The sequence below is a fragment of the Acidimicrobiia bacterium genome, assembly GCA_040881685.1.
In the GTDB taxonomy this organism is placed as follows: Bacteria; Actinomycetota; Acidimicrobiia; order IMCC26256; family PALSA-555; genus SHVJ01.
The window spans coordinates 1-20,959 of sequence record JBBECS010000036.1 but is presented as its reverse complement, the minus strand read 5'-3'; the positions used below and the strand labels follow the sequence as shown (position 1 = coordinate 20,959).

Sequence of the window (20,959 nt, the reverse complement as noted above, 5' to 3'; positions counted from 1 at the left end):
GGTTTGAGTTAGGCCTTGCCCCAGAAGTCGTCCTCGGCGGCCTGGTCGGACGGGGCCTCGTCGATGCGAGCGATCTTGCCGTCCTTGACCGTGAAGTTGAGCGTCGTGTCGGCGTCAAGCTTCTTGCCGTCGCGCTCGGCCTTGCTCCTGTGCACCGAGACCACGCCGTTGTCGCTGTCGGCCTTCACGCTCTTGAGGTCGACGGAGAACGTCCCGCCACTCTGCTCGAAAAGCTGGCCGTAGAAGCCCATGGCCGCGGGGACACCCTTGTAGTCGCCTGTGAGCTGGTTGTTGCCACCAACGCTGTGCACGAAATCATCCGTGTACAGCGAGCCGAGCTTCTCCATGTCGCCGGCACTGAAGGCTGCGTAGCCGTCCCGAACCAGGTCCTCGTTGGCGTTTGCCATTTCGGATTCCCTCCGTTTGATTGCCCCTGCGCGCTCTATCCCCAGAACGCGTCTTCGGCGGCCTGGTCGGACGGAACTTCGTCGATGCGGGCGATCTTGCCGCCGTCGATCGTGAAGTTCAGCGTGGTGTCGCTGTTCAGCGTCTTGCCGTCACGCTCCGCCTTGTTCGTGTGCACCGCAGCAACCTTGTCACCGTCGACCGTGACGCTCTTGAGGTCGACCGACATGTTGCCGCCGGTGATCTCGAACAGCTTCCCGTAGAGGCCGAGCACTTCGTCGATACCCTTGTAGTCCCCGGTCAGCTGGTTGTTGCCCGGCACGCTGTGCACGATGTCGGGCTTGAACAGAGAGCCGAGCTTCTCCATGTCGCCGGCGCTGAAGGCGTCGTAGCCGTCCCGGATCAGCTGCTCGTTCGCGTCTGCCATCGGTGTCCCTCCGTTTGTGGTCCCCTACTCGGGCCAGCCTGTGGTCCCGTTCGGCTCCCGTCAAGCGGCTGGATCACCGTTCGCTCGGCGTTTACACCCAGTACACCGCCAGAGAGACGGGCTGTCGCAGCCCCGCCTTGTTCTGCATCCGGACGACGACTGGCTCGCCGAGCACGACGGGACCATGGCCCGCGCCGTCCCGGCCGACATTCTCGACGTTCACCACGCGAACGCGCTCACCACGCTGCGTGACCACGACCCGCACGCCGGTCCCTGATGCCTCGGACTCCGGTGGACCGGCCACGACGACGTCCCATCTCGAAGGTGTGATGATGAGTGCCGCACTGCGTTCGCCGGGATCGAGCGGAGGCGGTGCCAGATGGAAGAACTCATCGCCGGCCTCGTAGGTCACGGAGAGTCTCGCTACACGCACCGACGCGTCGGTCCTCGCGCGAACGAGCAGCGCGATGTGAGCTACAGGCGGGGTGGGCAGGTCCAGGGCAACCCCCTTCTCGAGGGGCAGGCACACGTCGAACCAGTACGGCCCGACCGTTTGGACTCCGTCGAACACGTCTGCAAGCTCGGCCGGACAGACCTCCAGGCCATCGGCCGTTACGCCGATCGTCACCGGATCACGCGTCGGATGGAACCCGAACGCGACGGCTTCACCGGCGTCGAGCCGAAGGTCCCGCAGTTCGAACATGCGTCTTGAGGGAGTCTCGACGTCTCCCGCGATCGCACGGAACACGATCACTGACTGGAAGTCGGAACCGTCGACCTGGAGCGCGTAGCAACCCGGTTCCTTCACCTGTGGTCCCGAGGGCTGGTCCCGCCACTCGGGACCGACGGTGCTCATCACGTCTTCGTCGAGCACAAGCCCCGAGACGCTGCTCTCGCCGTTTCGGAAGCGGACGCTCCCAGGACCGTCGAGCCGACGCCCGCGCACGAGCAGCGGCGGAAGGTCGGCGTCGAGGAGCCATAGGATCTTGCCCGCGAGCCATTTGGAATCAGAAGCGCTGTCGGCATGGAAGGGCAACACGCCGTTCACGCCGATGCCGACCGCGGCGACCGGCCCCGCGCGTACCCCGTTCCCAGCACCGTCGACCACGGGCTCGGGATACGCCGGCACTGGACAGATGTCCTCGGATCCAAGCCTCGGGAGGCTGAGCTCGCGAGCCCGCAGATCGCTGAGCGTGTTCGCACCGTCGTCCACCTTGCGGAACGACACGATCTCGGTGCCCGCACCCGTGCTCGATGCCCCGATGCTGATCCCGGCCAATGCGATACCGAGCACGGCGGTTGAACAGCGATGACGTCGGGTTCTGCTGATCCTCATGTCCACTACCCGACGCCTCACGGAGCCACGCGGTTGCCTCTCGGCTAGCCCTTGGCGCGCTCTTGGGCTTCCCAGTCGGCGACGCCCTTGAGGAAGGCGTCGACATCGTTGGACTTGCCTTTCACGATGGCGTCCATGTGCTGGCTGGCCGGGGTGAACAGCTCGAAGCGGTCGTCGGTCAGGAACGGGACGATCTCGGCCGCGACCTCTTCCGGCGGTGACTTCAGGCCGTCATAGACGGTTGGCTCGACGTCGGGGTGGGTCCAGATCTCGGTGTCGACCGCGCCGGGCGTGACCACCTTCACCTTCACGCCGCTGCCCCAGAGGTCGAGCGCGAGCGCCTCGCTCCAGCCGGTGAGGGCGAACTTGGCTCCGCTGTACGCGGCCTCGCGTGCGATGCCCAGTCGGCCACCGACGCTGCCGACGTTGACGATCGTGCCGCTCCCCTGCTTCAACATGCGCGGGATGAGCGCCATCGTGATGCACACCGGCGACATGTAGTTCACCCGCATTTGCCGCTCGATCTCCGCACGAGTGAGCTTCGTGACGTGGCACACCTGCGGGATGGCCGCGTTGTTTACGAGCACATCGAGTCCGCCGAAGGCGTCCCAAGCCTCTCGTGCCACCGCCTCGGCCCGATCGAGGTCTTCGAGATCAGCGACCCAGCGCTGTGACTCTGGCGACGACGCGCGGCACTCGGCGAGCACGGCGTCGAGCCGGTCTTCCCGCCGGGCAACCAGGCCGACCGTGTCACCACGCGCTGCGAGTGCGCGGACAAGCGCAGCGCCGATGCCCGACGACGCTCCGGTGACGAGGACGTTCACTTCGCGGCGGTGAACTCGAGAGGTAACGAGCGCAACCCACGAAGATTGAGACTCGACACGTACTTGAGGTCGGCATCCGGTGCGAGGCGGATTTCGTCGAGCCGGTCGAACAGCGCCTCCAAGCCGGTGCGCGACTCCGAGCGCGCCAACGATGCCCCGATGCAGTAGTGCGCGCCGTGACCGAACGCCAGATGCCACCGCAGGTCCTCGCGGTCGGGGTCGAACTCCTGCGGCGCTGCGAAGCACGCTGGATCGCGGTTGGCCGCGCTGTTGCTGATCATGAGAATCGACCCGGCTGGCACGTTGGTGCCACCGAGCTGCACTGTGCGGCGCGCGATGCGAAAGCTCCCCTTCACTGGGCTCAGCATCCGCAATCCCTCCTCGACGAAGTTGGGGACCGCGGTGCGATCACCGCGGAGCCGCTTCATGAGGTCGGGGTCGTGAATGAGATGGCACATGGCCGAGCATAGGAACTTGGCCGTGGTCTCCTGCCCGGCGGCCGTCAACATGTAGGCGAGCGAGACGAGATCCTCAACCGACGGGAGTGACCCGTCGGGAAACGTCGTGGTGGCGATCGCAGTGACGATGTCATCGCGGGGATCGGCCCGGCGCTCGTGCACGTAGCGCTCGAACATGTGAGCGATGTGGTCGACGAGCCCGCCACCGTGCTCTGCGATCTCCTCTTCCAACGACCGACCGCTCACTCCCTGCCCCTGACCGCGCTGGAAGTACGAGAGCAGTTCGGGCTTGTCTTCGTCGGGCACGCCGAGCAGGTCGGCCACCACCAGCAAGGTGTACGGCCCGGCGAACTGGCGATTGAACTCCACCTTGCCGTCGTCGACGAACGCATCGATCAGCTCGTGCGCACAGCGCAGCATGAACTCCTCATTCTCGGCGACACGTCGTGGGGTGAGAAGCCGGCGCAGGAGCGCTCGGTGATCGGTGTGCTTCGGCGGATCGAACGTGATCAGCATGTTGTTGAGCGGGATCTGCGCTCGTCGTTCTTCGAGCAGCTCCGAGATGTCTTCTTTGCCTTCAGCTTCGAACGTCACGCCGGTGAACGGACCGAACGACACAACCAGGTTGGAGAAGTTCTCCGTATCGCTGGCCACTTGGATGTACTCCTCGTGACCCGTCACGATGAACACGCCCTGGAACGGCTCTTGCCAAACCGGCCCGTGCTCGCGAGCCGCCTCGAACCATGGCGCCGGATCGCGGATCAGATCCGGGTCGTTGCCGAAGTAGTCGTGGTCGAGGATCTCGGTCATCGCATCGCCGCCAATCCGCCGTCGGCCGGGATCACTGCGCCCGAAATGTAGGCGCTGGCGTCGCTCGCCAGGAAAAGCGCGATGCGAGCAACGTCCTCGGGCTGACCCAAGCGGCGCGCCGGGTTGTGCCGCGTGAGGCCGGCGACGTAGCCCTCGTAGTCGGGTTCGTCGGCATGCGCCTTGCGGAAGCGGGGAGTCTCGATTCCGCCCGGGGCGATGATGTTTGCCCGGACCCTCGGTCCGTACTCGACCGCGATCTGACGGGTGAGCGTGACGAGGCCGGCCTTCGACGGCCCATACGCCGCGTACCCTGGCGCGCCGATGTACCCCATGACGGAGGCAGTGTTGATGATGCTGCCGCCGTCGCCCGCGAGCATGTGCGGGATGGCGGCACGGCAGGCGTAGAAGATCGCGGAAAGGTTCGTCGCGATGGTCCGGTCCCAGTCGTCCTCGGCGCAGTCCGTGAGCCGACCTGACATCTGGAGTGCCGCGTTGTTGTAGAGCACGTCGATGCAGCCATAGGTCTCGAGCGCCGATCGCACCATCGCGTCGCATTCGGTCGATCGAGACACGTCGGCGTGCACCGCGGCGGAGTCGCTCCCCTGCGTTCGCAGCAGCTCGATCGTCTCGGCGGCGCCGACGTCGTCGAAGTCGGCAACGACCACATGGGCACCGTGTGCTCCGAACAGCAAGGCCGCGGCGCGTCCCTGCCCTGAGCCGGCGCCCGTGATGACGGCAACCCGTCCATCGAGCAGCGCGCCCCAGTCCACGGTTGGCGCCATGGCCGTCATCTCGACCCGAGTACCACCACGCTGCGTGCACCCTTGCCGTCGAGCATCTCGTCGAACGCCTCGTCGATGTCGTCCAGTCCGATTCGTCGCGTCACAAGGCGCTCGAGGTCGAGCAAGCCTCGCTCTTGCCAACGGACGAGTCGCGGGAAGTCCCGCAACGGGTCCGTCGATCCGAACACGCATCCGCGAATCGTGCGGGCGTCCACCATGAGATTCGCCGCGGAGATCGAGACCATGTCGTCAAACGCCCCGGCACCGACCACGGTCACCGTGCCGCCCCGACGCGCCATCTCGTACGCCTGGCGGATCGTTGCCGACAGTCCGACGACCTCGAACGAGTAATCGACTCCTCGGCCGTCCGTGAGCTCGCGCACGCCTGCGATCGGATCGCCGCTGCTGGCGTCGACCGTCTCGGTGGCGCCGTTGCCACAGGCATGCTCCAGCCGCTCGGCGATGCGGTCGACCGCGATGATCTGTGAGGCGCCGGACATCCGCGCCGCCTGGATCGCGGCGAGGCCGACACCGCCACAGCCAATGACCGCGACCGTCGCACCGGCCTCGACCTTCGCCGAGTTCACGACCGATCCGACGCCGGTCACCACGCCGCATCCGATGAGCGCCGCGATCTCGATCGGGAACGAAGGATCGAGCGGGACGACTGACGTCGCCGGAACGATCGTCTCGTCGGCGAACGCCGCGGGGCCAAGGCCGGGATGGATCTGCTCGTCACCTGCACGCGCGTGAGACAGGAACATGTGCTGAAAGCCCTGGTCGCAGAGCGTCGGCTCACCACGCAAGCAGTGGAAGCAGGTGCGACATGCGGCGATCGGCGCCATGATCACGTGGTCGCCCGCCACGACGTTGCTCACGGCGCTCCCGACCTCGACCACGGTGCCCGTACCTTCGTGCCCGAGCACCGATGGCAGCGCCACCGGCATCACGCCCTGTTGCACCGACAGATCGGAGTGGCACACACCGCACGCGGAGACGCTGATTCGCACTTCGTGCGCCGCGAGCGCGCGCAGCTCGATCTCCTCGACGGGCATCTTCCCGCCGACCTCGCGCAGCACCGCGGCCCTCACGCACTCCCCCTCGTTCGGCGTGAGTCTCCCATCGGCCTGACGCCGCCGTCAGTTCGGTGTTAGGAAGCCGTCGATGAACGCCGCCGTCGCCGGGATCGGCCAGACCACGTACGCAAAGAACATGGGACGGAGCGAGCTCGATCTCGCGTGCGAGGCCATCCGGGCTGCCTGCCTCGATGCCGGGCTTCCCGTCGCGGCGATCGACGGCTTCGTCAGCTACCACGTCGAACAGGTCGCCGAGCTCGATCTCATGACCGCGCTCGGCATCCCCGAGCTGCGCCTCATGGCCCGGACGCCATCTGGCGGCGGCGGCGCGGCATCGCTGCTGGGGCTCGCGGCGCTCGCGGTTGCCCAGGGCGCTGCAGAGTGCGTCGTCGCGTTCCGTGCACGGAACCGCTCGAAGTCAGCTTCGTATGGGAGTGATCCGAACCAAGGCGGTCGCCCGTGGGCGAAGGGAGGCGACCGCGTCTCGGACGCGCGCCAGTGGCACTACCCCTTTGGCATCGCCGCACCGGCGCACGAGTTTGCGTTGATCGCGAGTCGACACATGCACGTGTACGGCACGCGTCCGGAGCACTTCGGCATGCAGGCGGTGGCGCAGCGCTTCCATGCGAGCCGCAACCCCGACGCGATCATGCGCGACCCGATCACGCTCGAGGACTGGCAGGCATCGCGGCCGATCGCCGAGCCGATCCGGCTCTTCGACTGCTCGCTCGAGAATGACGGCGCGGCGGCGGTAATCGTCACTTCACTCGAACGCGCCCGCGATCTCCAGCGACCAGCGGTCCGGGTGCTCTCGCAGGTGCAGTACGGCGCACCGATCCATGTGCAGCTCTGTGACTTCTTCGGCACGACGGCCGCATTCGGTGAGCGCGAGGGCGGCGCCGTGACCGCGAGCCGACGACTCTTCACCGAAGCTGGCGTCGCCCCCGCTGACGTCGACGTCGCGATGATCGTCGAACCCTTCACCGTCGCAGTGCCGCTTGCACTCGAGCAGTACGGGTTCTGTGAGCGCGGCGCGGGAGGGCCCTTCATCGAGAGCGGCGCCACGCGATGGCCCGACGGCGCCCTGCCGGTGAACACCCACGGAGGTTCGACGGCGGAGGCGTTCGTCCACGGCATGAACCATCTACCCGAAGCCGTGCGTCAGGTGCGCGGCACCGCCGTGAACCAAGTGGCCGACGCCGAGGTCGCGTTCGTTTGCGGCGCGATCAGTGACCCATCCGGCGCGGTGCTGCTCGGGGTCGACCGTTGAGCCCGCCGATCCCGCGCCCGGATCCGGCCGGTGCCGAGGATGCGCGCTTCTGGTCTTACGTCGCCGACCGTCAGCTGCGCATCCAGCGCTGTTCCGACTGTGGAGCACACCGGCATCCGCCCCGCCCACTTTGTGCTGCGTGCGGATCGCTCGCGGTGGAGTGGGTTCCGATCTCGGGACGTGGCGAGGTGTGGACACGTACCGTGATCCATCCACCGACGCTGCCGGCGTTCGCATCACGAACGCCGTATTGCGCAGTCGTCGTACGACTCGACGAAGGCGTGTTCATGGTCAGCAACGTCGTCGACCTTCGCCCTGACGAAGTCACCGTCGGAATGCTCGTCGAAGCCACGATCACCGAGGTCGAGCCGGGGCTCTATCTGCCGCTGTTCCGCGCGGTCGAGGCGCCAGCCTGACCATGCGACATGCCAGCTGCTCTCTCCGGCTCCAACGTCACCTGTTCGGTGGAGCGAGCCGCTCGAGCACTTCGTCGAGATCGAGTTCGCCCTCGCGGGTCTGTCCACCCGCGTCGAGAAAGCGGCCCATCCGCTCGCGCGCGTCGTCCGACATCGCGGCACGGAACTGCTCGGCTTCGACGGCGAACCCAGCATTGAAGTCGCCGGACACCGCGTTCACGGCTTCCTTCGCTGACGCCACCGCATCGGGTGGCATGGCCGCGATGCGAACGGCGACGTCACGTACGACCGAGTCGAGCTGTTCGTCGTCGACGACGCGGTTCACGTAACCGATCGTGGCCGCCTCTTCGCCGGTTACATCCGCACACCCGAGGATGATCTCGAGTGCACGCGCCCGGCCGACGAGGCGCGTGAGGCGCTGTGTGCCGCCTGCACCAGGGATGATCCCGAGTGCGACTTCCGGCTGGCCGAGCCGGGCGGAACGGGTCGCGAACCGGAGGTCGCAGGCCAGCGCGATCTCCGAACCGCCGCCTCGCGCGATGCCGCCGATCGCGGCGATCGACACCTTGGGCATCAGTCGGAACCGCTCCAGCAAGAGGTTCACCGGGGCGGGCTCGCCGGGCGTGCCCTGCACGTCCGAAGGCATGTCCCGGATCATCTGCACGTCGGCATGCGCGATGAAGTAGTCGCGGTCGGCGCTGGCCAACACGAGGACCCGTGCGTCGACATCGGCCTCGAAGTCACCGATGAGGCGCACGAGATCACCGGTGAACGCCCGGTCCCAGAGGTTCATCGGCGGGTGATCGATGGTGGCCCACGCAACACCGCGTTCGACTTCGACGCCGATCACGGTGAGCTCGTGATAGGCCACGCGCTCAGTCCGGCATCGGAGGGTCCCACTGGACGCCGTTGATGTGACCGCCCCCGTCGGCCAGCATCGTCATGCCGGTGATGTAGTCGCTGTCCTCGGTCGCGAGGAACAGCGCGACCCCGCCGATGTCGTGCTCGGGATCACCCATGCGCCCGAGCGGGTTCTGCTTCAGCATCTCCTTGGCGTTCTCGGGGGCCGCCTCGGCGAACGCGACGTACGCCGGTGACGCCGCGGCCGGGGCGATGGCGTTCACCAGGATGTTGTGCTTGGCCCATTCCCGCGCGGCCGTGCGGGTGATCGCACGGATGCCTTCCTTGGCTGCGTTGTAATCCACCGAGTACTGGTGCGCGTTGATCCCGTTGAGCGACACGAAGTTGATGATGCGACCCCAGCCCTGTGCCTTCATATGCGGGAACACCGCTTGCATGGCCCAGAAGGTGTGCAGCGGACCGCCGCGGAACGCGAGCAAGAGGTCGTCGTCGGGCTTCCGCTCGAAGCGGTCGAAGCCGCCGGCCGCGTACGCGTTGTTCACGAGGATGTCGACGTGGTCGAACTCGTCGACCGTGCGATCCACGACAGCCTGGACTTGATCCTTCTCGAGGACGTCGGTCGCGATGAACCGAGCGCTTGCACCCAGCTCTTCGACGATCTCTGCTGCCACCTGCTCGCCCGTCGAAGGATTGACCTCGGCAATGACGACTGCGGCACCCTCTCGCGCGAATCGCCGCGCGACACCGCGACCGATGCCCTGGCCGCCACCCGTGACGATCGCCACCCGTCCATCGAGCCGTCCCACGGCGCGGAGGGTACCTGGCATGGCCTCCGGTACGCTCCGGCGGCGATGGGCACGCAGGAAGTGGTCGACGCAGTCGACGCCGGTCTCGACGACGCGCGTCACTCGCTCGAGGAGCTCGTCCGCATCCCGAGCATCAGCGCCGACGAGGAACGTGCCGGAGATGTGCAGCGCAGCGCCGATGCCACCGCGGCGTACCTCGAGCGATGCGGACTCGAGCACGTGCGCCAGGCCGCGGCCGGCGGTAGCCCGCCGGCGGTGATCGGCGAGTGGACCCACGCGGCCGACGCCCCGACCATCCTCTTGTATGCCCATCACGACGTGCAGCCGCCGGGCTTCGTCGAGCGCTGGACCTCGGATCCATTCGAGCCGGTCGAGCGCGATGGGCGCCTGTTCGGGCGGGGCACAGCCGACGACAAGGCCGGTGCGGTGGCCCACGGCGCCATGGTCAAGGCGTGGCTCGACACCGCCGGGGTGCTCCCGTGCAACGTGAAGGTGTTCGTGGAGGGCGAAGAGGAGATCGGCTCGCCGCGGCTGGCCGCGTTCCTCGCCGAGCACGGCGACGAGCTTGCCGCCGACGTCCTGCTCCTCGCGGACGCCGGGAACTGGAGCGTCGGCACGCCGGGACTCACGTACTCGCTGCGCGGCCTCGTCAGCGGCACGGTGACCGTCGCGGTCATGGACGCGCCAGTGCACTCCGGCATGGCGGGTGGCCCGATACCCGATCCGGTGCTGGTCCTCGCCAAGATGCTCGCGTCGACGATCGACGAGCACGGCGACATCGCGATCGACGCCTTCTGGGACGACGTCCGCGAGCTGACGCCTTACGAGCGCGACCGGCTCGCCGGGCTTCCCGACAACAGCGAAGCGTTACGACGCGCATGGGGGGTGCTCCCGGGCGTCGAACTCACCGGCGACCCGTCGGTCTCGATCTACGAGCGGCTGTGGTTCCGACCGGCGATCGCCGTCCTCGGGTTCGACTCACACCCGATCGAGGGATCGTCGAATCAGATCGTGGCGCGCGCCAGCGCACGCATCAGCATCCGCGTCGCCCCGGGGCAGGATCCGCGACGTCTCGTCGAGATCCTCCGCTCCCACCTCGCGGCGCACGTGCCGTTCGGTCTCGAGTTCTCCTTCGACGCGAACGAGGCCGTCCCGGCGTGGACGTGCGAGCCAACGGGTTGGGCGTTCGATGCGGCGCAGCGCGCGCTCCGGGCGGGCTTCGGCACGGCCCCGGTCCTGATGGGTATGGGGGGCACGATCCCGTTCGTCGGGCCGTTCGCCGAAGCGTTCGGCGGGATCCCCGCCCTGCTGCTCGGCCCCGCCGATCCAGGGAGCGACGCCCACGGCGAAGACGAGAGCCTTCACCTCGGCGACTGGCGCAACCTCATGGTGAGCGAGGCGTTGTTGCTCGCCGAGCTCGCCGCCGCGGCGACGTAAGCGGAGGGTCCCGAGTGCGTCAGGACCGGCGAAGGTAGCCTCCGCGCGTCGAGAGGGGTGGAGATGAGCGGGACAGATGAGACCATGGCCGGCGGCGGGAGCGATCAGACCATGGCCGGCGGTGGTCCGCCCACCGGGGACAGCGGTGGGAATGGTCCCGACGACTCGGGTGAGGGCCGCAAGTGGTGGCTCATCCCGCTCGCCCTCTTGTTCGTCGGCGTGATCGTCGGCGCCGGGATCGCGGTCGCCAGTGGTGGCGGCGACGACAAGAAGGAGGCCGACAGCACATCGACCAGCTCGTCCACGTCGACCAGCAGCTCGACGTCCACGACGCTCGGGGCCACCACACCGGGTGGTGGTGGTAGTGGTGGTGGTGGTCAACCCAGCGACGACCCCTCAATCACCTTCAGTGGCAACAAGAACTCCCCGTACACGTGCACATCGCCCGCGCCGGATGTGTCGACATCGATCCCTGGCATCAACTTCACCGTGTCCTGGCAGACGCAGAACACGTCTTCTGTCGATCTCGCCGTGGACGGGCCCGGCCTCTACCAGAGCTATGGGGGAGGAAATGGGTCGCAGTCGTTCAACTACGACTGTTCGGACCAGACGCACACCTTCAAGGTCACGGCCAAGGGACCGAACGGGCCGGAGGCGACCAAGCAGCTCTCGTTCACCATCGACGACACGAGCACCTGACAGAGCACCGCCTTGGGTTGGTCAGCTCCCCTTCTTGCGGAAATGGGGGATGACCTTCTCACCCCACTGGCGGATGGTCTCCATGCACGCCGCGTGCGGCACCGTGCCCATCTGGATGAGGCACATGATCTCGTCGGCGCCGGCGTCCTGAAGACGCTCGGCATAGGCGATCGCGTCGCGCCAATCGCCGTACGCGTGCTCCACGAGGTTGAACGTGAACGTGCTGTTCGGCCCGACGGGGATCTTGGCTTCGTGCAGGTGGGCAACCATGCGCTCGGCCGCGTGCTCGATCTCTGCGCGTTGGTCGGCGTCCTCATCACCGGGATTCGGGGGCGGGCCGCCGCCGTACCAGTGCGCGATCGCCTCGGCGAAGAACCGCTGACCGCGCGCGCCGATCTGGAACGCGTGGTCCTTGTCGTCGAGCACGATCGTCGGGCACAACGCCGAGAAGTGGTCGTTGACCTCCGTCGACACGAACCGCTTCTTGGAACGGGCGGCTATCCCGTCGTCGTAGATCGTGCGCAAGCTCGCGACATCCTCGGGTCCGGAGAAGCCGAGCACCAACGCACCGATGCCGTACTCCGCCGCGAGACCAACCGTTTCGTTCTTCGTGCATGCGAGGTACAGCGGCGGGTGCGGCAGCTGTACCGGGCGCGGCAGGATCGGATGCGGCGAAACCTGCAACAACTCGCCGTGCCACTCGAAGTCTTCCTCGCCGTCCTTGCCGCGCCACATCGACCCGATCATGCGCAGCGCCTCTTCGACCTCGGCATACGTGCGGTCGGGATCCACACCCATCGCGGACATCTCTTGGAGCGTCGCGCCTCGCCCGGCGCCGAGGTCGAGACGGCCGCCTGAGAGCGAGTCGAGCATCGCGACTCGCTCGGCGACGCGCACCGGATGGTTGTAGTTGAAGGGCATGCACACCACGCCGTGACCGACGCGGATGCGTGAGGTCCGTGCCGCCACCCATGTGAGGAAGATCTCGGGCGCACTCATGTGCGCGTACCACCGCAGGCAGTGATGCTCGACGGCCCACACGCGGTCGAAGCCCATCTCCTCGGCGAACACCGCTTGCTCGACGCAGTCGGCAAGGACCCGGCGCTCGTTGGCCGCACTCGGGTCAGCCATCTGGGCTTCGAAGATCATCGAGAACTGCACCGCTCCCCCTCTTCCATCTGGACTCTGGGCAGACCGCTACCTACCTGACCGACTGGCGAGCCACCGCTCGAACGCTTCGTGCTCGAGCTCGAGCGCGTCTTCCACGGATCGACCGGCCGCTCGTCGGTAGATGTCGAGGACGGTGCCGGTCGCAATCGCATCGGCATCGCGCATCGCCGCCGCGATCTCGTACGTGCGGGGCATCAGGTCGTCGTGCGTCAACACGTGGTTCACGAGCCCGATCCGCAGAGCCTCACCAGCGTCGATGAACTCCCCGGTGAGCGAGAGCTCGACGGCTTTGCGCGTACCGACGGCGTGGGCAAGGAACGCGCTCATCCCCCACGCCGGGACGAGCCCGAGCTTCACATGGGTGTCGGCGAATCTGGCGTGCTCCGACGCGATCAATACGTCGCACGCCAAGGCCAGCTCGAGGCCGCCCGTGACGCACACGCCGTTGATCGCACCGAGCACGGGCTTCGGCACGGCATGCAACGCGGCGGCCGGATCGATGATCTCGCCGCCACCCTCCCGCGCCTCACCCGACCGCAGCTCTTTGACATCGACACCCGCGCAGAACGCCGGATCCGCACCGGTCAGCACGATCACGGCCACCCCGTCGTCGGTCCCGGCCGCCGCGAACTGCTCCTTCAAGCTGCGCCGCATCGCGAGGCTGAGCGCGTTCCGGGCGTCGGGCCGATCGATGGTGATCGTGCAGATGCCGTCGTCGGTGGCGACGCGCAGATGCTCGTCACTCATCGGGAGACAGCTCGATGCGCGCGTTGTCGAAGCTCAGGATGCGATCGTCGGGAACGATCTCCATGACCGCGATCTCGACCTCGTACTGCGACCGGGTTACGTCGGGCATCGCTGCCCGCTTGCTGCGGAAGCTCCCGTACTTCTGGTCGAGAAGCTCGCGTACCCGCGCGATCCGCTCGGGATCGCTGATCCGGTGCGCCTGGCCGGTGAGGTGGACCCCGCGAAGCTCGGCCCACCGCTCCCCCGACTCGACGAGGAACGACACTCGCGGGTCGCGCTCGATGCGGGCGACCTTCTTGCGGTGTACCGGTGACGCCACATAGATCCGCTCGTCGAGCGCCACGAACCACACCGGCAACGTGATCGGCACACCGTCGGCCCGCATTGTGGTGAAGATGCCGGTGTGGGCTTCGGTCAGGACGGCCCACGCTTCCTCACGACTGAGCCGGATGCTCACCCCCTGACCGTAGCGAGCCGGTGCTCGCCCAGCGTGAAACCTCGTGGGGGACCTGGACGTCTTGCACCATGTGGAGGTCGAACCGCAGCTGGCCGAGTTCTGCCGGCTCGAATGGCCCCGCCTCGTGGGCTCCCTCTCCCTGTACACCGGTGACCGCGACTTGGCGGAAGATCTTGCCCAGGAGACGCTCGTGCGCGCGTGTCAGCACTGGTTGACGGTGCGCAGCGAGGCGTCCAGGTCCGCGTGGGCCCACCGAGTGGCTTTCAACCTGGCCAAGTCCCAGTTCCGGCGCCGGGCCGTTCGTCGGCGCTACCAACACCTCGAACAGCTCGAACTCGTGGTGCACGATCCCGACACCTCGACCCGCATCGCGGTTCGATCTGCCCTCGCAGCGCTGCCCGAGCCCCAACGACGCGCGCTCGTGCTCCGTTACTTCGCCGACCTCTCCGTACTCGAGGTCGCGGCATTGATGGGTTGCCCGGAGAACACCGTCAAGACGCACACGCGTCGCGCGCTCGAAGCCCTGCGAACAGCCGGTCTGGTCACTGACCCCGTGACCAGGCCAGGCCGTCTAGCCACCGGAGGTATGCGATGAGTGACCACGTACGAGATCTCCTGCACGGAGCCGTACCTCCACCAAAGCGTCGGATCGACGTCGGAGCAACGGCCGCCATCGCTCACGCGCGACTGCGGCGACGACGGTTCACGATTCGTGCCGGTGCGATTGCTGCGGTCGTCGTGCTCGCCGGCGTCGGGGTTTCCGCCGCATTCGGCGGAGACGACGGGCGTCGGGTGGAGATCGCCGCGGGTTCCCAGGCGTCGAACGCCGATGCGGCGGTGACCGTCGAGCTCCTGGATGGCTGGCAGCAGCTGCCGCTCGTCGAGCGGGCGATGAGCCCCGGCGAGGTGCTCGTCGTGGGTACGGCCGAACGGCCGGCAGGCGAGCCGATGCAGGCCTGCGCGATCGATGAGCACACGCCTTCGACCAGGTCTGCGTACGTGACGCTCTACGAGTACCGCCCCGGCGACGCGCTCAACATGGTCGGCGACCTCGGCACGTACTCGCCCGAGTCGTTCCAGATCCGTCCGGACGACTTCACGAACGCGAACATGCCCGCCAGCGGCGACTGCCCGAACGTGCCACTCGAAACGCTCTTCGCTGCACAAACGCCGCTCACATCGGCAACGACCACTCCGGATTCGGTGCCGGACAACACCGCCCCGACGACGTCGACGTCGTTGACGTTGCCGCCGATCACAGGTCCGGATGCTGCCCCCGTGAACCACTTCCGCCAGATCACCTTCACCGACGGCGATCGGATGTTCCTCGCGCGCATCATCAGCGTGCAGGATCCCTCCGAGGAGCTGCTCGCGCAGGGCTTCGCGGTGCTCAACAGCCTGGTGATCAACGCCGTCGAGGCCCCCACGACCACGACAATGGCACCGGGATTCGACGAGGAGGCGGCGGAACAGCAGATCGTCGACGCCATCAATGCCTCGATGGGGACCCCGAGCCCCACTCCGTCCGAGCTCTCGGTCGAGGGTGGTCACCCATTCGCCGATCCTGTCGCGGCGGAGGCCGCGGCCGAAAAGGCAAAGAGCTCCGACCCACTCACGCGGAGCTCGTACGAAGGCTCGCTAGAAGGAAAGCTCGTCGCGCACATCAACTGGATCGAGTTCGACAGCCCGACCTACGCGCGCTTGAACTTCGACGTGTTCAACGACGGCGAGCTCGCGACCGCCAACACGACGGGGTACGCGGTATTCGAAGACGGGTTCTGGCGAATCGGCCGCGGCACGTTCTGCGAGATCGCCGCACGAGGCGGAGTCAACTGCCCGGCGTGATGTTGAGGACTACGCCGCCTTGCCGAAGACCAGTGCGCTCGTCGGCACCATCGTTCCCGCGGTGACCAGTACATGCTCGACGTTTGGCGGCTGGTTGTACGAGTCTCCGCGGATGAGGCGCACACCCTCGGCGATGCCATTCATCCCGTGGATATACGCCTCACCGAGCTGACCGCCGTTGGTGTTGATCGGGAGACGGCCGCCGAGCTCGATGTTGCCGTCGGCGATGAAGTCCTTCGCCTCGCCGCGGCCGCAGAACCCGAACTCCTCGAGCTGCGGGAGCGCGAGCGGGGTGAAGTGGTCGTAGATGATCGCGGCCTGCATGTCGTCGGGCCCGAGGCCAGTCGTGTTCCACAGCTGCCGGGCGATGAGCCCCATCTCGGGAAGCCCGGTGATCGACGGGCGGTAGTAGCTCGTCATCATGTCCTGGTTCTCGCCCGCGCCCTGCGCCGCGGAACGCACGATCGCGGGAACGCCCTTGAGATCGCGCGCGCGCTCGGGTGTCGTCACCACGAGTGCCTGGCCCCCGTCGCTCTCTTGGCAGCAGTCCAAGAGATGCAACGGCTCGACGATCCACCGGCTCTCCTGGTGGTCCTCGAGGGTGATCGGCTTCTCGTAGAACCACGCTTTCGGGTTCTTGGCCGCATGCTTACGGTCGGCTACCGCGATGCGACCGAAGTCTTCGCTGGTCGCCCCATACTCGTGCAAATAGCGGGCAGCGAACATCGCAACCCACTGTGCCGGTGTGAGCAAACCGTGCGGCGAGTACCAGGAGAAGTGCGCGGTGTCGGCGGTGGCCGCGGGCTGGCGGTCCTGTACGCCAGTCCCGAACCGGTGCCCGGAACGCTCGTTGAACGCGCGGTAGCAGACGACGTAGTCGGCGACACCTGCGTTCACCGCGAGCACCGCCTGCTGGATCGTGCCGCACGCTGCGCCGCCGCCGTGATGGATACGCGAGAAGAAGCTGAGTTCGCCTACGCCCAGACTCTTGGCGATCTCGATCTCCGGGTTGGTGTCCTGGGTGAACGTGACCATGCCGTCCACCTGGCTGGGCTTCAGGCCCGCGTCGGCGATCGCGGCTTCGCACGCTTCGATCGCCAGCTTGAGGTCGGAGCGACCCGACTCTTTGGAGAACTCCGTCGCGCCGATGCCCACGATGGCGCCTGCGTCGAGCAAGCGGTGCTTCTCGCTCATCGTTCCCGCTCCCGGCGCACAGCGCCGGGCCGCTCAGGCCCCGCTCGCTGCGGACCGGGATACCCGGTCCGCTCACGCTCGCTCATTTCGGGAGCTCCAGCACGACGGTGCCCAATAGGTGGTCGCCGAGGTTGTTGGCGCCACGCAGCGACACTTCGACCACACCGTCCTCCTTCTTGGTGACCTGACCGCTCATCACCATCGTGTCGCCCGGATAGTTGGGCGCACCGAGGCGGATCTTCACCGACTTGAGGAGCGCGTCGGGCCCGGCCCAGTCGGTGACGTAGCGACCGACGAAGCCGTTGCTCGCGAGGATGTTCATGAATATGTCGGGCGAGCCACGCTCCTGGGCGAGGCCCGGGTCGTGGTGCACGTCCTGGTAGTCGCGGGAGGCGATCGCGGTGGCCACGATCAACGTACGGGTCAGCGGGATCTCGAGCTTGGGGAGCTCGTCGCCGACGTTCACGTCGCCGTACTTGAGTGAGGTCGTGGCGCTCACGTGGTCGTCGCCTCCGCCAATGCTCGGCCCAGCCGTGCGAGCTGCGCGCTCGCGCCGCCGAGGGTGTCCTCGATCTGCTTGCCCCAGAGGAAGTACCGATGGACCGGGTAGTCGACATCCGCGCCCATACCGCCGTGCAAGTGCTGCGTGTTGTGCACCGCGTGCTGCCCGGCCTCCGACGCCCACCACTTGGCGACCATCACGTCAGTGGTCGCGTCACGACCGGCGTCGAGCTTCCACGCGGCCTGGAGCGTGGTGACCCGGATGCCCTCGGTGTCGATGTATGCATCCGCGGCTCGGATCTGCGCGCCCTGGAAGCTCGCCAGCGGACGCTCGAACTGGGTTCGCCCGTTCGTGTACTCGGCGGCCATGGCCAGCGCGGCTTCGCACACTCCCACCTGGATGGCCGCGAGACCGAGGAGCGCCCGGTCGAGGATCCAAGCGAGCGCTCGGTCAGGCGATGCTTCGTCACCGAGCAGCTCGGCGGGCGCGCCATCGAACGTGAAGTGGGCGACGAGCGACCGGTCGGTCGTCTCGGCCGACTCGCGGCTCACACCGGCCGCGCCGCTCTCGACGAGGCACACGCGGACGCCGTCGTCCGTCGCCGCGGGCACGAGCAACGCGTCGGCGACATGGCCGGCGGGCACGGACGGCTTCATACCGTCGAGGCGCCACCCGTTGCCGTCGGGCGTGGCCCGTACACCGGGGCGGAACGGATCGTTCAGCCCGGACTCGGCCACGGCCGCGCTCACGAACGCGGTTCCGCCCACGATCGGTGGAAGCCAGCGCTCACGTTGGGCCGGCGTGCCGAGCTCGGCGATCGGCAGCGCGCCGCACACGATCGTGGCCCAGTAGGGAACGGGCGCGACCGTGCGCCCCTGCTGTTCCAGCACGAGGCATGTCTCGATCATCCCGAGGCCGCTGCCGCCGTCCCGTTCGGGAACGGCGATGCTGAGCAGGTTCGCGTCGGCGAGCGCGCGCCAGAGGTCACGGTCGACGCGCTCCTCGCCCGCTTCGCACGCCTTGACGCGCTCGACGGTCGCCTGGCCCTGGAAGATCTGCTCAGCCAGGTCGCGAACCGCCTGCTGCTCTTCGCTGAGGCTGAAGTCCATCTAACGCGCTCGCTCACTGCGGCTCGGGATACCCGAGCCGCGGGCGTTCGCTCGCTGGCGAGCGACCTTCGGTCGCCGCGTCGCACTCGTTCCGATGATCATTTCGCTGGGTGGAACGCCGGGAGCGTGAGGTCGGGATCGTGCTCCACCCACTCGACTTCCACGGACATTCCGATCGTGACGTCGGCCGGCTCGATGCCCACGATGTTGGCGACGAGACGCGTGCCCTCTTCCAGCTCGATGAGACCGACGGCGAGCGGGTAGTCGAACGCCGGAACCTGCGGGTAGTGGTTCACGACGAAGCTGTAGACGGTTCCCCGCCCACCCGCCTCGACCGCGTCCCACTCGTACGAACCGCACTTGTCGCAACGCGGGCGGGGTGGGTGACGAAGCACGCCGCAACCCGAGCAACGCTGGATCACCAAGCGGTGCTCCGTCGCGGCATCGAACCAGAACTTGTTGTCGAGCGTGATGGCGGGGCGCGGGCGCTTCGGGCGGTCGTGCTGCTCGGGCTCGGCTTTCGCCGCCTGTCGTCCGGTACCCGGCCTGAACTTGAGGATGCGGAACATCTGCCGCCCGACCGGCTCGCCGTCGAGCGTCTCGTACTCCACGCGCGTCGTGATGAAGTGACCGACACCGAGACCCGTGGCCTTCTCCTCGGACACGGAGTCGATGACCGTGCGGTTCCGCAGGTGATCGCCGAGGTGCAGCATCCGGTCGTACTCCTGCTCACAGTTCGTAGCGACGACCGACGTGAAGCCCTCACTCTCCACCAGCGCCATGAGATCGTCCTGGGCCGACGGATTCGCGCTCGGCCGTGGCGCGATCCCGCGCATCACCCACGCCTGGAGCATCACCGCCGGCGCGATCACCTGTCCGTGCACCGTCTTCGCCGCGACGTCGGGCTCCGTGTAGACGGGGTTCTGGTCACCCATCGCCTCGACCCAATGCCGGATCATCGCTTGGTTCACCTCGTCCGCACCGTCCTGCGTGCCGACCTCGCGCCCCTCGAACTCCTTCAGCTTGGCCAGGAAGGAATGCTTGTCCGTCACTATTGGCGCTGCTCCCACTCCGCTACTTCCACTCGCTGCGCTCGCTCCATGCGCTCCGTTCGCAGCGCATCGACTTCGTCGATCCTCATCGACCGCTCCGCACCATGCCGAGCCCGGTCGTCGCAACGATCTCGCGCAGCACCTCGACCACGCCGCCACCGAAGGTGTTGATCTGCGCCGAGCGCGCCATGCGCTCCACGTCACCTTGGAGCACGGCGCCGGCCGACCCGTCGGGGAGGTAGCCCGCCGCGCCGAGGATGCCGAGGAACAGGCGGTACGCGTCGATCTGCGTCTCCACCCCGAACACCTTGGCCGCCGACGCGTCGGTGGGCGTGAGCGTTCCGTTGGCCACCGCCGCGGCCATGCGCCAGTTGAGGAGCTTCATCGCCTCGAGCAAGGCGTGCGCCTTGGCCAGATCCATCTGCACCCACGGCACGTCGATCATGCGCTGATCGCCGTCACCCGACTTCGTGTCGCGGCACCAGGCCACCATGTCGTCGTACAGGCGGTGCGTGCTGCCGCCGAGTGCGGCCAACCCGACGCGCTCGTGGTTCAGCTGGTTCGTGATGAGCCGCCAGCCCGCGTTCACGTCGCCGACGATGTTCTCCTTGGGCACACGCACGTCGTCGTAGTACGAGGCCTGGGTGACGACGCTGCCGACGGTGACGATCGGCGTGCACTTGAACCCGGGCGACGACGTGGGGACGATGATGATCGAGATGCCCTTGTGCTTCGGCGCGTCAGGATCGGTGCGGCACGCGAGCCAGATGTAGTCGGCCTGGTTGGCGCCGCTCGTGAAGACCTTGTTGCCGTTGATGACCCACTCGTCGCCGTCGTCGAAGGCCCGGGTGTGGAGTGACGCGAGATCGGTGCCGGCCTCCGGCTCGGTGTAACCGATCGCGAAGTTGATCTCACCCCGCAGGATGCCGGGGAGGAACTGCTCCTTCTGCGTCTGCGAGCCGTACGTCATGATCGTGGGCCCGACCGTGTTGATCGTCACGAACGGGAACGGCGCGCCGGCGCGTTGCACCTCGTCGAAGAACACGAACTGGTCGAGCTCACCGCGCCCCTGGCCGCCGAACTCCTTCGGCCAGCCGATGCCGAGCCACCCGTCGGCGCCCATCTGGCGCACCACGTCTCGGTACTTGGGGCTGCCCTCGCCCGGCGGGCCCAGCTCCTCACGGAGCTCCGGGGTCATCAGCGCGGCGAAGTACTCCCGTAGCTCCTTGCGGAGCGCGCGCTGCTCGTCGGTGTAATCCAGAAACATAGAACGTGT

General features: G+C 67.4%; 23 protein-coding genes. 6 read left to right on the top strand and 17 right to left on the bottom strand.

Annotation, left to right across the window (positions count from 1 at the left end; translation table 11 throughout):
- Nucleotides 1-8: 8 nt before the first annotated feature.
- The 7 genes from WEE69_08395 to WEE69_08365 all read right to left on the bottom strand — a co-directional run bounded on the left by WEE69_08395 (nt 9) and on the right by WEE69_08365 (nt 6,133).
- Nucleotides 9-407, bottom strand: a complete 399-nt coding sequence (locus tag WEE69_08395; GenBank protein MEX1145308.1) for a nuclear transport factor 2 family protein — start codon at nt 405-407, stop codon at nt 9-11.
- A 35-nt stretch (nt 408-442) separates the two neighbouring features.
- Complete coding sequence (locus tag WEE69_08390) at nt 443-832, bottom strand: nuclear transport factor 2 family protein (GenBank protein ID MEX1145307.1); 390 nt, start codon at nt 830-832, stop codon at nt 443-445.
- A 91-nt stretch (nt 833-923) separates the two neighbouring features.
- The gene (locus WEE69_08385) at nt 924-2,168 is read right to left on the bottom strand and encodes a hypothetical protein (protein ID MEX1145306.1); all 1,245 of its coding nucleotides are present in this window, start codon (nt 2,166-2,168) and stop codon (nt 924-926) included.
- 44 nt (nt 2,169-2,212) lie between these two features.
- A complete protein-coding gene (locus tag WEE69_08380; protein MEX1145305.1) occupies nt 2,213-2,992 on the bottom strand; it encodes an SDR family oxidoreductase in 780 nt (259 codons plus the stop codon).
- On the bottom strand, nt 2,989-4,260 hold the full coding sequence (locus WEE69_08375; protein ID MEX1145304.1) for a cytochrome P450: 1,272 nt from the start codon (nt 4,258-4,260) through the stop codon (nt 2,989-2,991). Before WEE69_08375 ends, WEE69_08380 begins: the two co-directional genes overlap by 4 nt.
- Nucleotides 4,257-5,042, bottom strand: coding sequence for a glucose 1-dehydrogenase (locus WEE69_08370; protein MEX1145303.1), 786 nt, complete (start codon nt 5,040-5,042; stop codon nt 4,257-4,259). Before WEE69_08370 ends, WEE69_08375 begins: the two co-directional genes overlap by 4 nt.
- Nucleotides 5,043-5,047: 5 nt before the next feature.
- Complete coding sequence (locus WEE69_08365) at nt 5,048-6,133, bottom strand: Zn-dependent alcohol dehydrogenase (GenBank protein MEX1145302.1); 1,086 nt, start codon at nt 6,131-6,133, stop codon at nt 5,048-5,050.
- A gap of 73 nt (nt 6,134-6,206) precedes the next feature.
- On the opposite strand from WEE69_08365, the gene WEE69_08360 reads away from it, so the two are divergent.
- The gene (locus WEE69_08360; protein ID MEX1145301.1) at nt 6,207-7,388 is read left to right on the top strand and encodes a hypothetical protein; all 1,182 of its coding nucleotides are present in this window, start codon (nt 6,207-6,209) and stop codon (nt 7,386-7,388) included.
- On the top strand, nt 7,385-7,804 hold the full coding sequence (locus tag WEE69_08355) for a Zn-ribbon domain-containing OB-fold protein (protein ID MEX1145300.1): 420 nt from the start codon (nt 7,385-7,387) through the stop codon (nt 7,802-7,804). Before WEE69_08360 ends, WEE69_08355 begins: the two co-directional genes overlap by 4 nt.
- A 37-nt stretch (nt 7,805-7,841) precedes the next feature.
- Here WEE69_08355 and WEE69_08350 read toward each other — a convergent pair whose 3' ends face one another.
- Both WEE69_08350 and WEE69_08345 read right to left on the bottom strand, forming a co-directional pair.
- On the bottom strand, nt 7,842-8,675 hold the full coding sequence (locus tag WEE69_08350; GenBank protein MEX1145299.1) for an enoyl-CoA hydratase-related protein: 834 nt from the start codon (nt 8,673-8,675) through the stop codon (nt 7,842-7,844).
- 4 nt (nt 8,676-8,679) lie between these two features.
- Entirely contained in the window at nt 8,680-9,471 is a 792-nt protein-coding gene (locus WEE69_08345; GenBank protein MEX1145298.1) for an SDR family oxidoreductase, read from the bottom strand.
- A 45-nt stretch (nt 9,472-9,516) separates the two neighbouring features.
- Between WEE69_08345 and WEE69_08340 the strand changes: the two genes are divergently transcribed.
- Together WEE69_08340 and WEE69_08335 are read left to right on the top strand one after the other, a co-directional pair.
- Nucleotides 9,517-10,908, top strand: coding sequence for a M20/M25/M40 family metallo-hydrolase (locus WEE69_08340; GenBank protein ID MEX1145297.1), 1,392 nt, complete (start codon nt 9,517-9,519; stop codon nt 10,906-10,908).
- 63 nt (nt 10,909-10,971) lie between these two features.
- The gene (locus tag WEE69_08335; GenBank protein MEX1145296.1) at nt 10,972-11,607 is read left to right on the top strand and encodes a hypothetical protein; all 636 of its coding nucleotides are present in this window, start codon (nt 10,972-10,974) and stop codon (nt 11,605-11,607) included.
- 21 nt (nt 11,608-11,628) lie between these two features.
- Here the strand turns inward: WEE69_08335 and WEE69_08330 are convergent, their stop codons facing one another.
- From WEE69_08330 to WEE69_08320, 3 genes are read right to left on the bottom strand one after another with little or no spacing between them, the layout of a single operon-like run.
- A complete protein-coding gene (locus WEE69_08330) occupies nt 11,629-12,768 on the bottom strand; it encodes an LLM class flavin-dependent oxidoreductase (GenBank protein MEX1145295.1) in 1,140 nt (379 codons plus the stop codon).
- Between the two features lie 36 nt (nt 12,769-12,804).
- On the bottom strand, nt 12,805-13,524 hold the full coding sequence (locus WEE69_08325) for an enoyl-CoA hydratase (protein ID MEX1145294.1): 720 nt from the start codon (nt 13,522-13,524) through the stop codon (nt 12,805-12,807).
- Nucleotides 13,517-13,981, bottom strand: a complete 465-nt coding sequence (locus WEE69_08320) for a pyridoxamine 5'-phosphate oxidase family protein (GenBank protein ID MEX1145293.1) — start codon at nt 13,979-13,981, stop codon at nt 13,517-13,519. The genes WEE69_08325 and WEE69_08320 overlap by 8 nt, the downstream gene beginning before the upstream one ends.
- Before the next feature lie 43 nt (nt 13,982-14,024).
- Between WEE69_08320 and WEE69_08315 the strand changes: the two genes are divergently transcribed.
- Together WEE69_08315 and WEE69_08310 are read left to right on the top strand one after the other, a co-directional pair.
- Nucleotides 14,025-14,576 carry a sigma-70 family RNA polymerase sigma factor gene (locus WEE69_08315; GenBank protein ID MEX1145292.1) on the top strand — a complete coding sequence of 184 codons (552 nt, stop codon included), beginning with the start codon at nt 14,025-14,027 and terminating at the stop codon, nt 14,574-14,576.
- Nucleotides 14,573-15,826 carry a hypothetical protein gene (locus WEE69_08310; GenBank protein ID MEX1145291.1) on the top strand — a complete coding sequence of 418 codons (1,254 nt, stop codon included), beginning with the start codon at nt 14,573-14,575 and terminating at the stop codon, nt 15,824-15,826. Before WEE69_08315 ends, WEE69_08310 begins: the two co-directional genes overlap by 4 nt.
- A 9-nt stretch (nt 15,827-15,835) precedes the next feature.
- Here the strand turns inward: WEE69_08310 and WEE69_08305 are convergent, their stop codons facing one another.
- The 5 genes from WEE69_08305 to WEE69_08285 form a co-directional block, all read right to left on the bottom strand.
- The gene (locus tag WEE69_08305) at nt 15,836-17,020 is read right to left on the bottom strand and encodes a lipid-transfer protein (GenBank protein MEX1145290.1); all 1,185 of its coding nucleotides are present in this window, start codon (nt 17,018-17,020) and stop codon (nt 15,836-15,838) included.
- An 82-nt stretch (nt 17,021-17,102) separates the two neighbouring features.
- Complete coding sequence (locus tag WEE69_08300) at nt 17,103-17,519, bottom strand: MaoC family dehydratase (GenBank protein ID MEX1145289.1); 417 nt, start codon at nt 17,517-17,519, stop codon at nt 17,103-17,105.
- Nucleotides 17,516-18,631 (bottom strand): acyl-CoA dehydrogenase family protein, encoded by a 1,116-nt coding sequence (locus WEE69_08295; GenBank protein MEX1145288.1) that lies wholly within the window; start codon nt 18,629-18,631, stop codon nt 17,516-17,518. Before WEE69_08295 ends, WEE69_08300 begins: the two co-directional genes overlap by 4 nt.
- A 98-nt stretch (nt 18,632-18,729) precedes the next feature.
- The gene (locus WEE69_08290; protein ID MEX1145287.1) at nt 18,730-19,683 is read right to left on the bottom strand and encodes a bifunctional MaoC family dehydratase N-terminal/OB-fold nucleic acid binding domain-containing protein; all 954 of its coding nucleotides are present in this window, start codon (nt 19,681-19,683) and stop codon (nt 18,730-18,732) included.
- A gap of 85 nt (nt 19,684-19,768) precedes the next feature.
- Nucleotides 19,769-20,950 (bottom strand): acyl-CoA dehydrogenase family protein, encoded by a 1,182-nt coding sequence (locus tag WEE69_08285; GenBank protein MEX1145286.1) that lies wholly within the window; start codon nt 20,948-20,950, stop codon nt 19,769-19,771.
- Between the last annotated feature and the right edge of the window lie 9 nt (nt 20,951-20,959).

What these genes read in the sequence shown, in the direction of transcription:
- WEE69_08395 (MEX1145308.1), bottom strand. Translation starts at nt 407, where the DNA reads ATGGCAAACGCCAACGAGGACCTGGTTCGGGACGGCTACGCAGCCTTC.
- WEE69_08390 (MEX1145307.1), bottom strand. Translation starts at nt 832, where the DNA reads ATGGCAGACGCGAACGAGCAGCTGATCCGGGACGGCTACGACGCCTTC.
- WEE69_08385 (MEX1145306.1), bottom strand. Translation starts at nt 2,168, where the DNA reads ATGAGGATCAGCAGAACCCGACGTCATCGCTGTTCAACCGCCGTGCTC.
- WEE69_08375 (MEX1145304.1), bottom strand. Translation starts at nt 4,260, where the DNA reads ATGACCGAGATCCTCGACCACGACTACTTCGGCAACGACCCGGATCTG.
- WEE69_08370 (MEX1145303.1), bottom strand. Translation starts at nt 5,042, where the DNA reads ATGGCGCCAACCGTGGACTGGGGCGCGCTGCTCGATGGACGGGTTGCC.
- WEE69_08360 (MEX1145301.1), top strand. Translation starts at nt 6,207, where the DNA reads ATGAACGCCGCCGTCGCCGGGATCGGCCAGACCACGTACGCAAAGAAC.
- WEE69_08340 (MEX1145297.1), top strand. Translation starts at nt 9,517, where the DNA reads ATGGGCACGCAGGAAGTGGTCGACGCAGTCGACGCCGGTCTCGACGAC.
- WEE69_08335 (MEX1145296.1), top strand. Translation starts at nt 10,972, where the DNA reads ATGAGCGGGACAGATGAGACCATGGCCGGCGGCGGGAGCGATCAGACC.
- WEE69_08325 (MEX1145294.1), bottom strand. Translation starts at nt 13,524, where the DNA reads ATGAGTGACGAGCATCTGCGCGTCGCCACCGACGACGGCATCTGCACG.
- WEE69_08310 (MEX1145291.1), top strand. Translation starts at nt 14,573, where the DNA reads ATGAGTGACCACGTACGAGATCTCCTGCACGGAGCCGTACCTCCACCA.
- WEE69_08305 (MEX1145290.1), bottom strand. Translation starts at nt 17,020, where the DNA reads ATGAGCGAGAAGCACCGCTTGCTCGACGCAGGCGCCATCGTGGGCATC.
- WEE69_08295 (MEX1145288.1), bottom strand. Translation starts at nt 18,631, where the DNA reads ATGGACTTCAGCCTCAGCGAAGAGCAGCAGGCGGTTCGCGACCTGGCT.
- WEE69_08285 (MEX1145286.1), bottom strand. Translation starts at nt 20,950, where the DNA reads ATGTTTCTGGATTACACCGACGAGCAGCGCGCGCTCCGCAAGGAGCTA.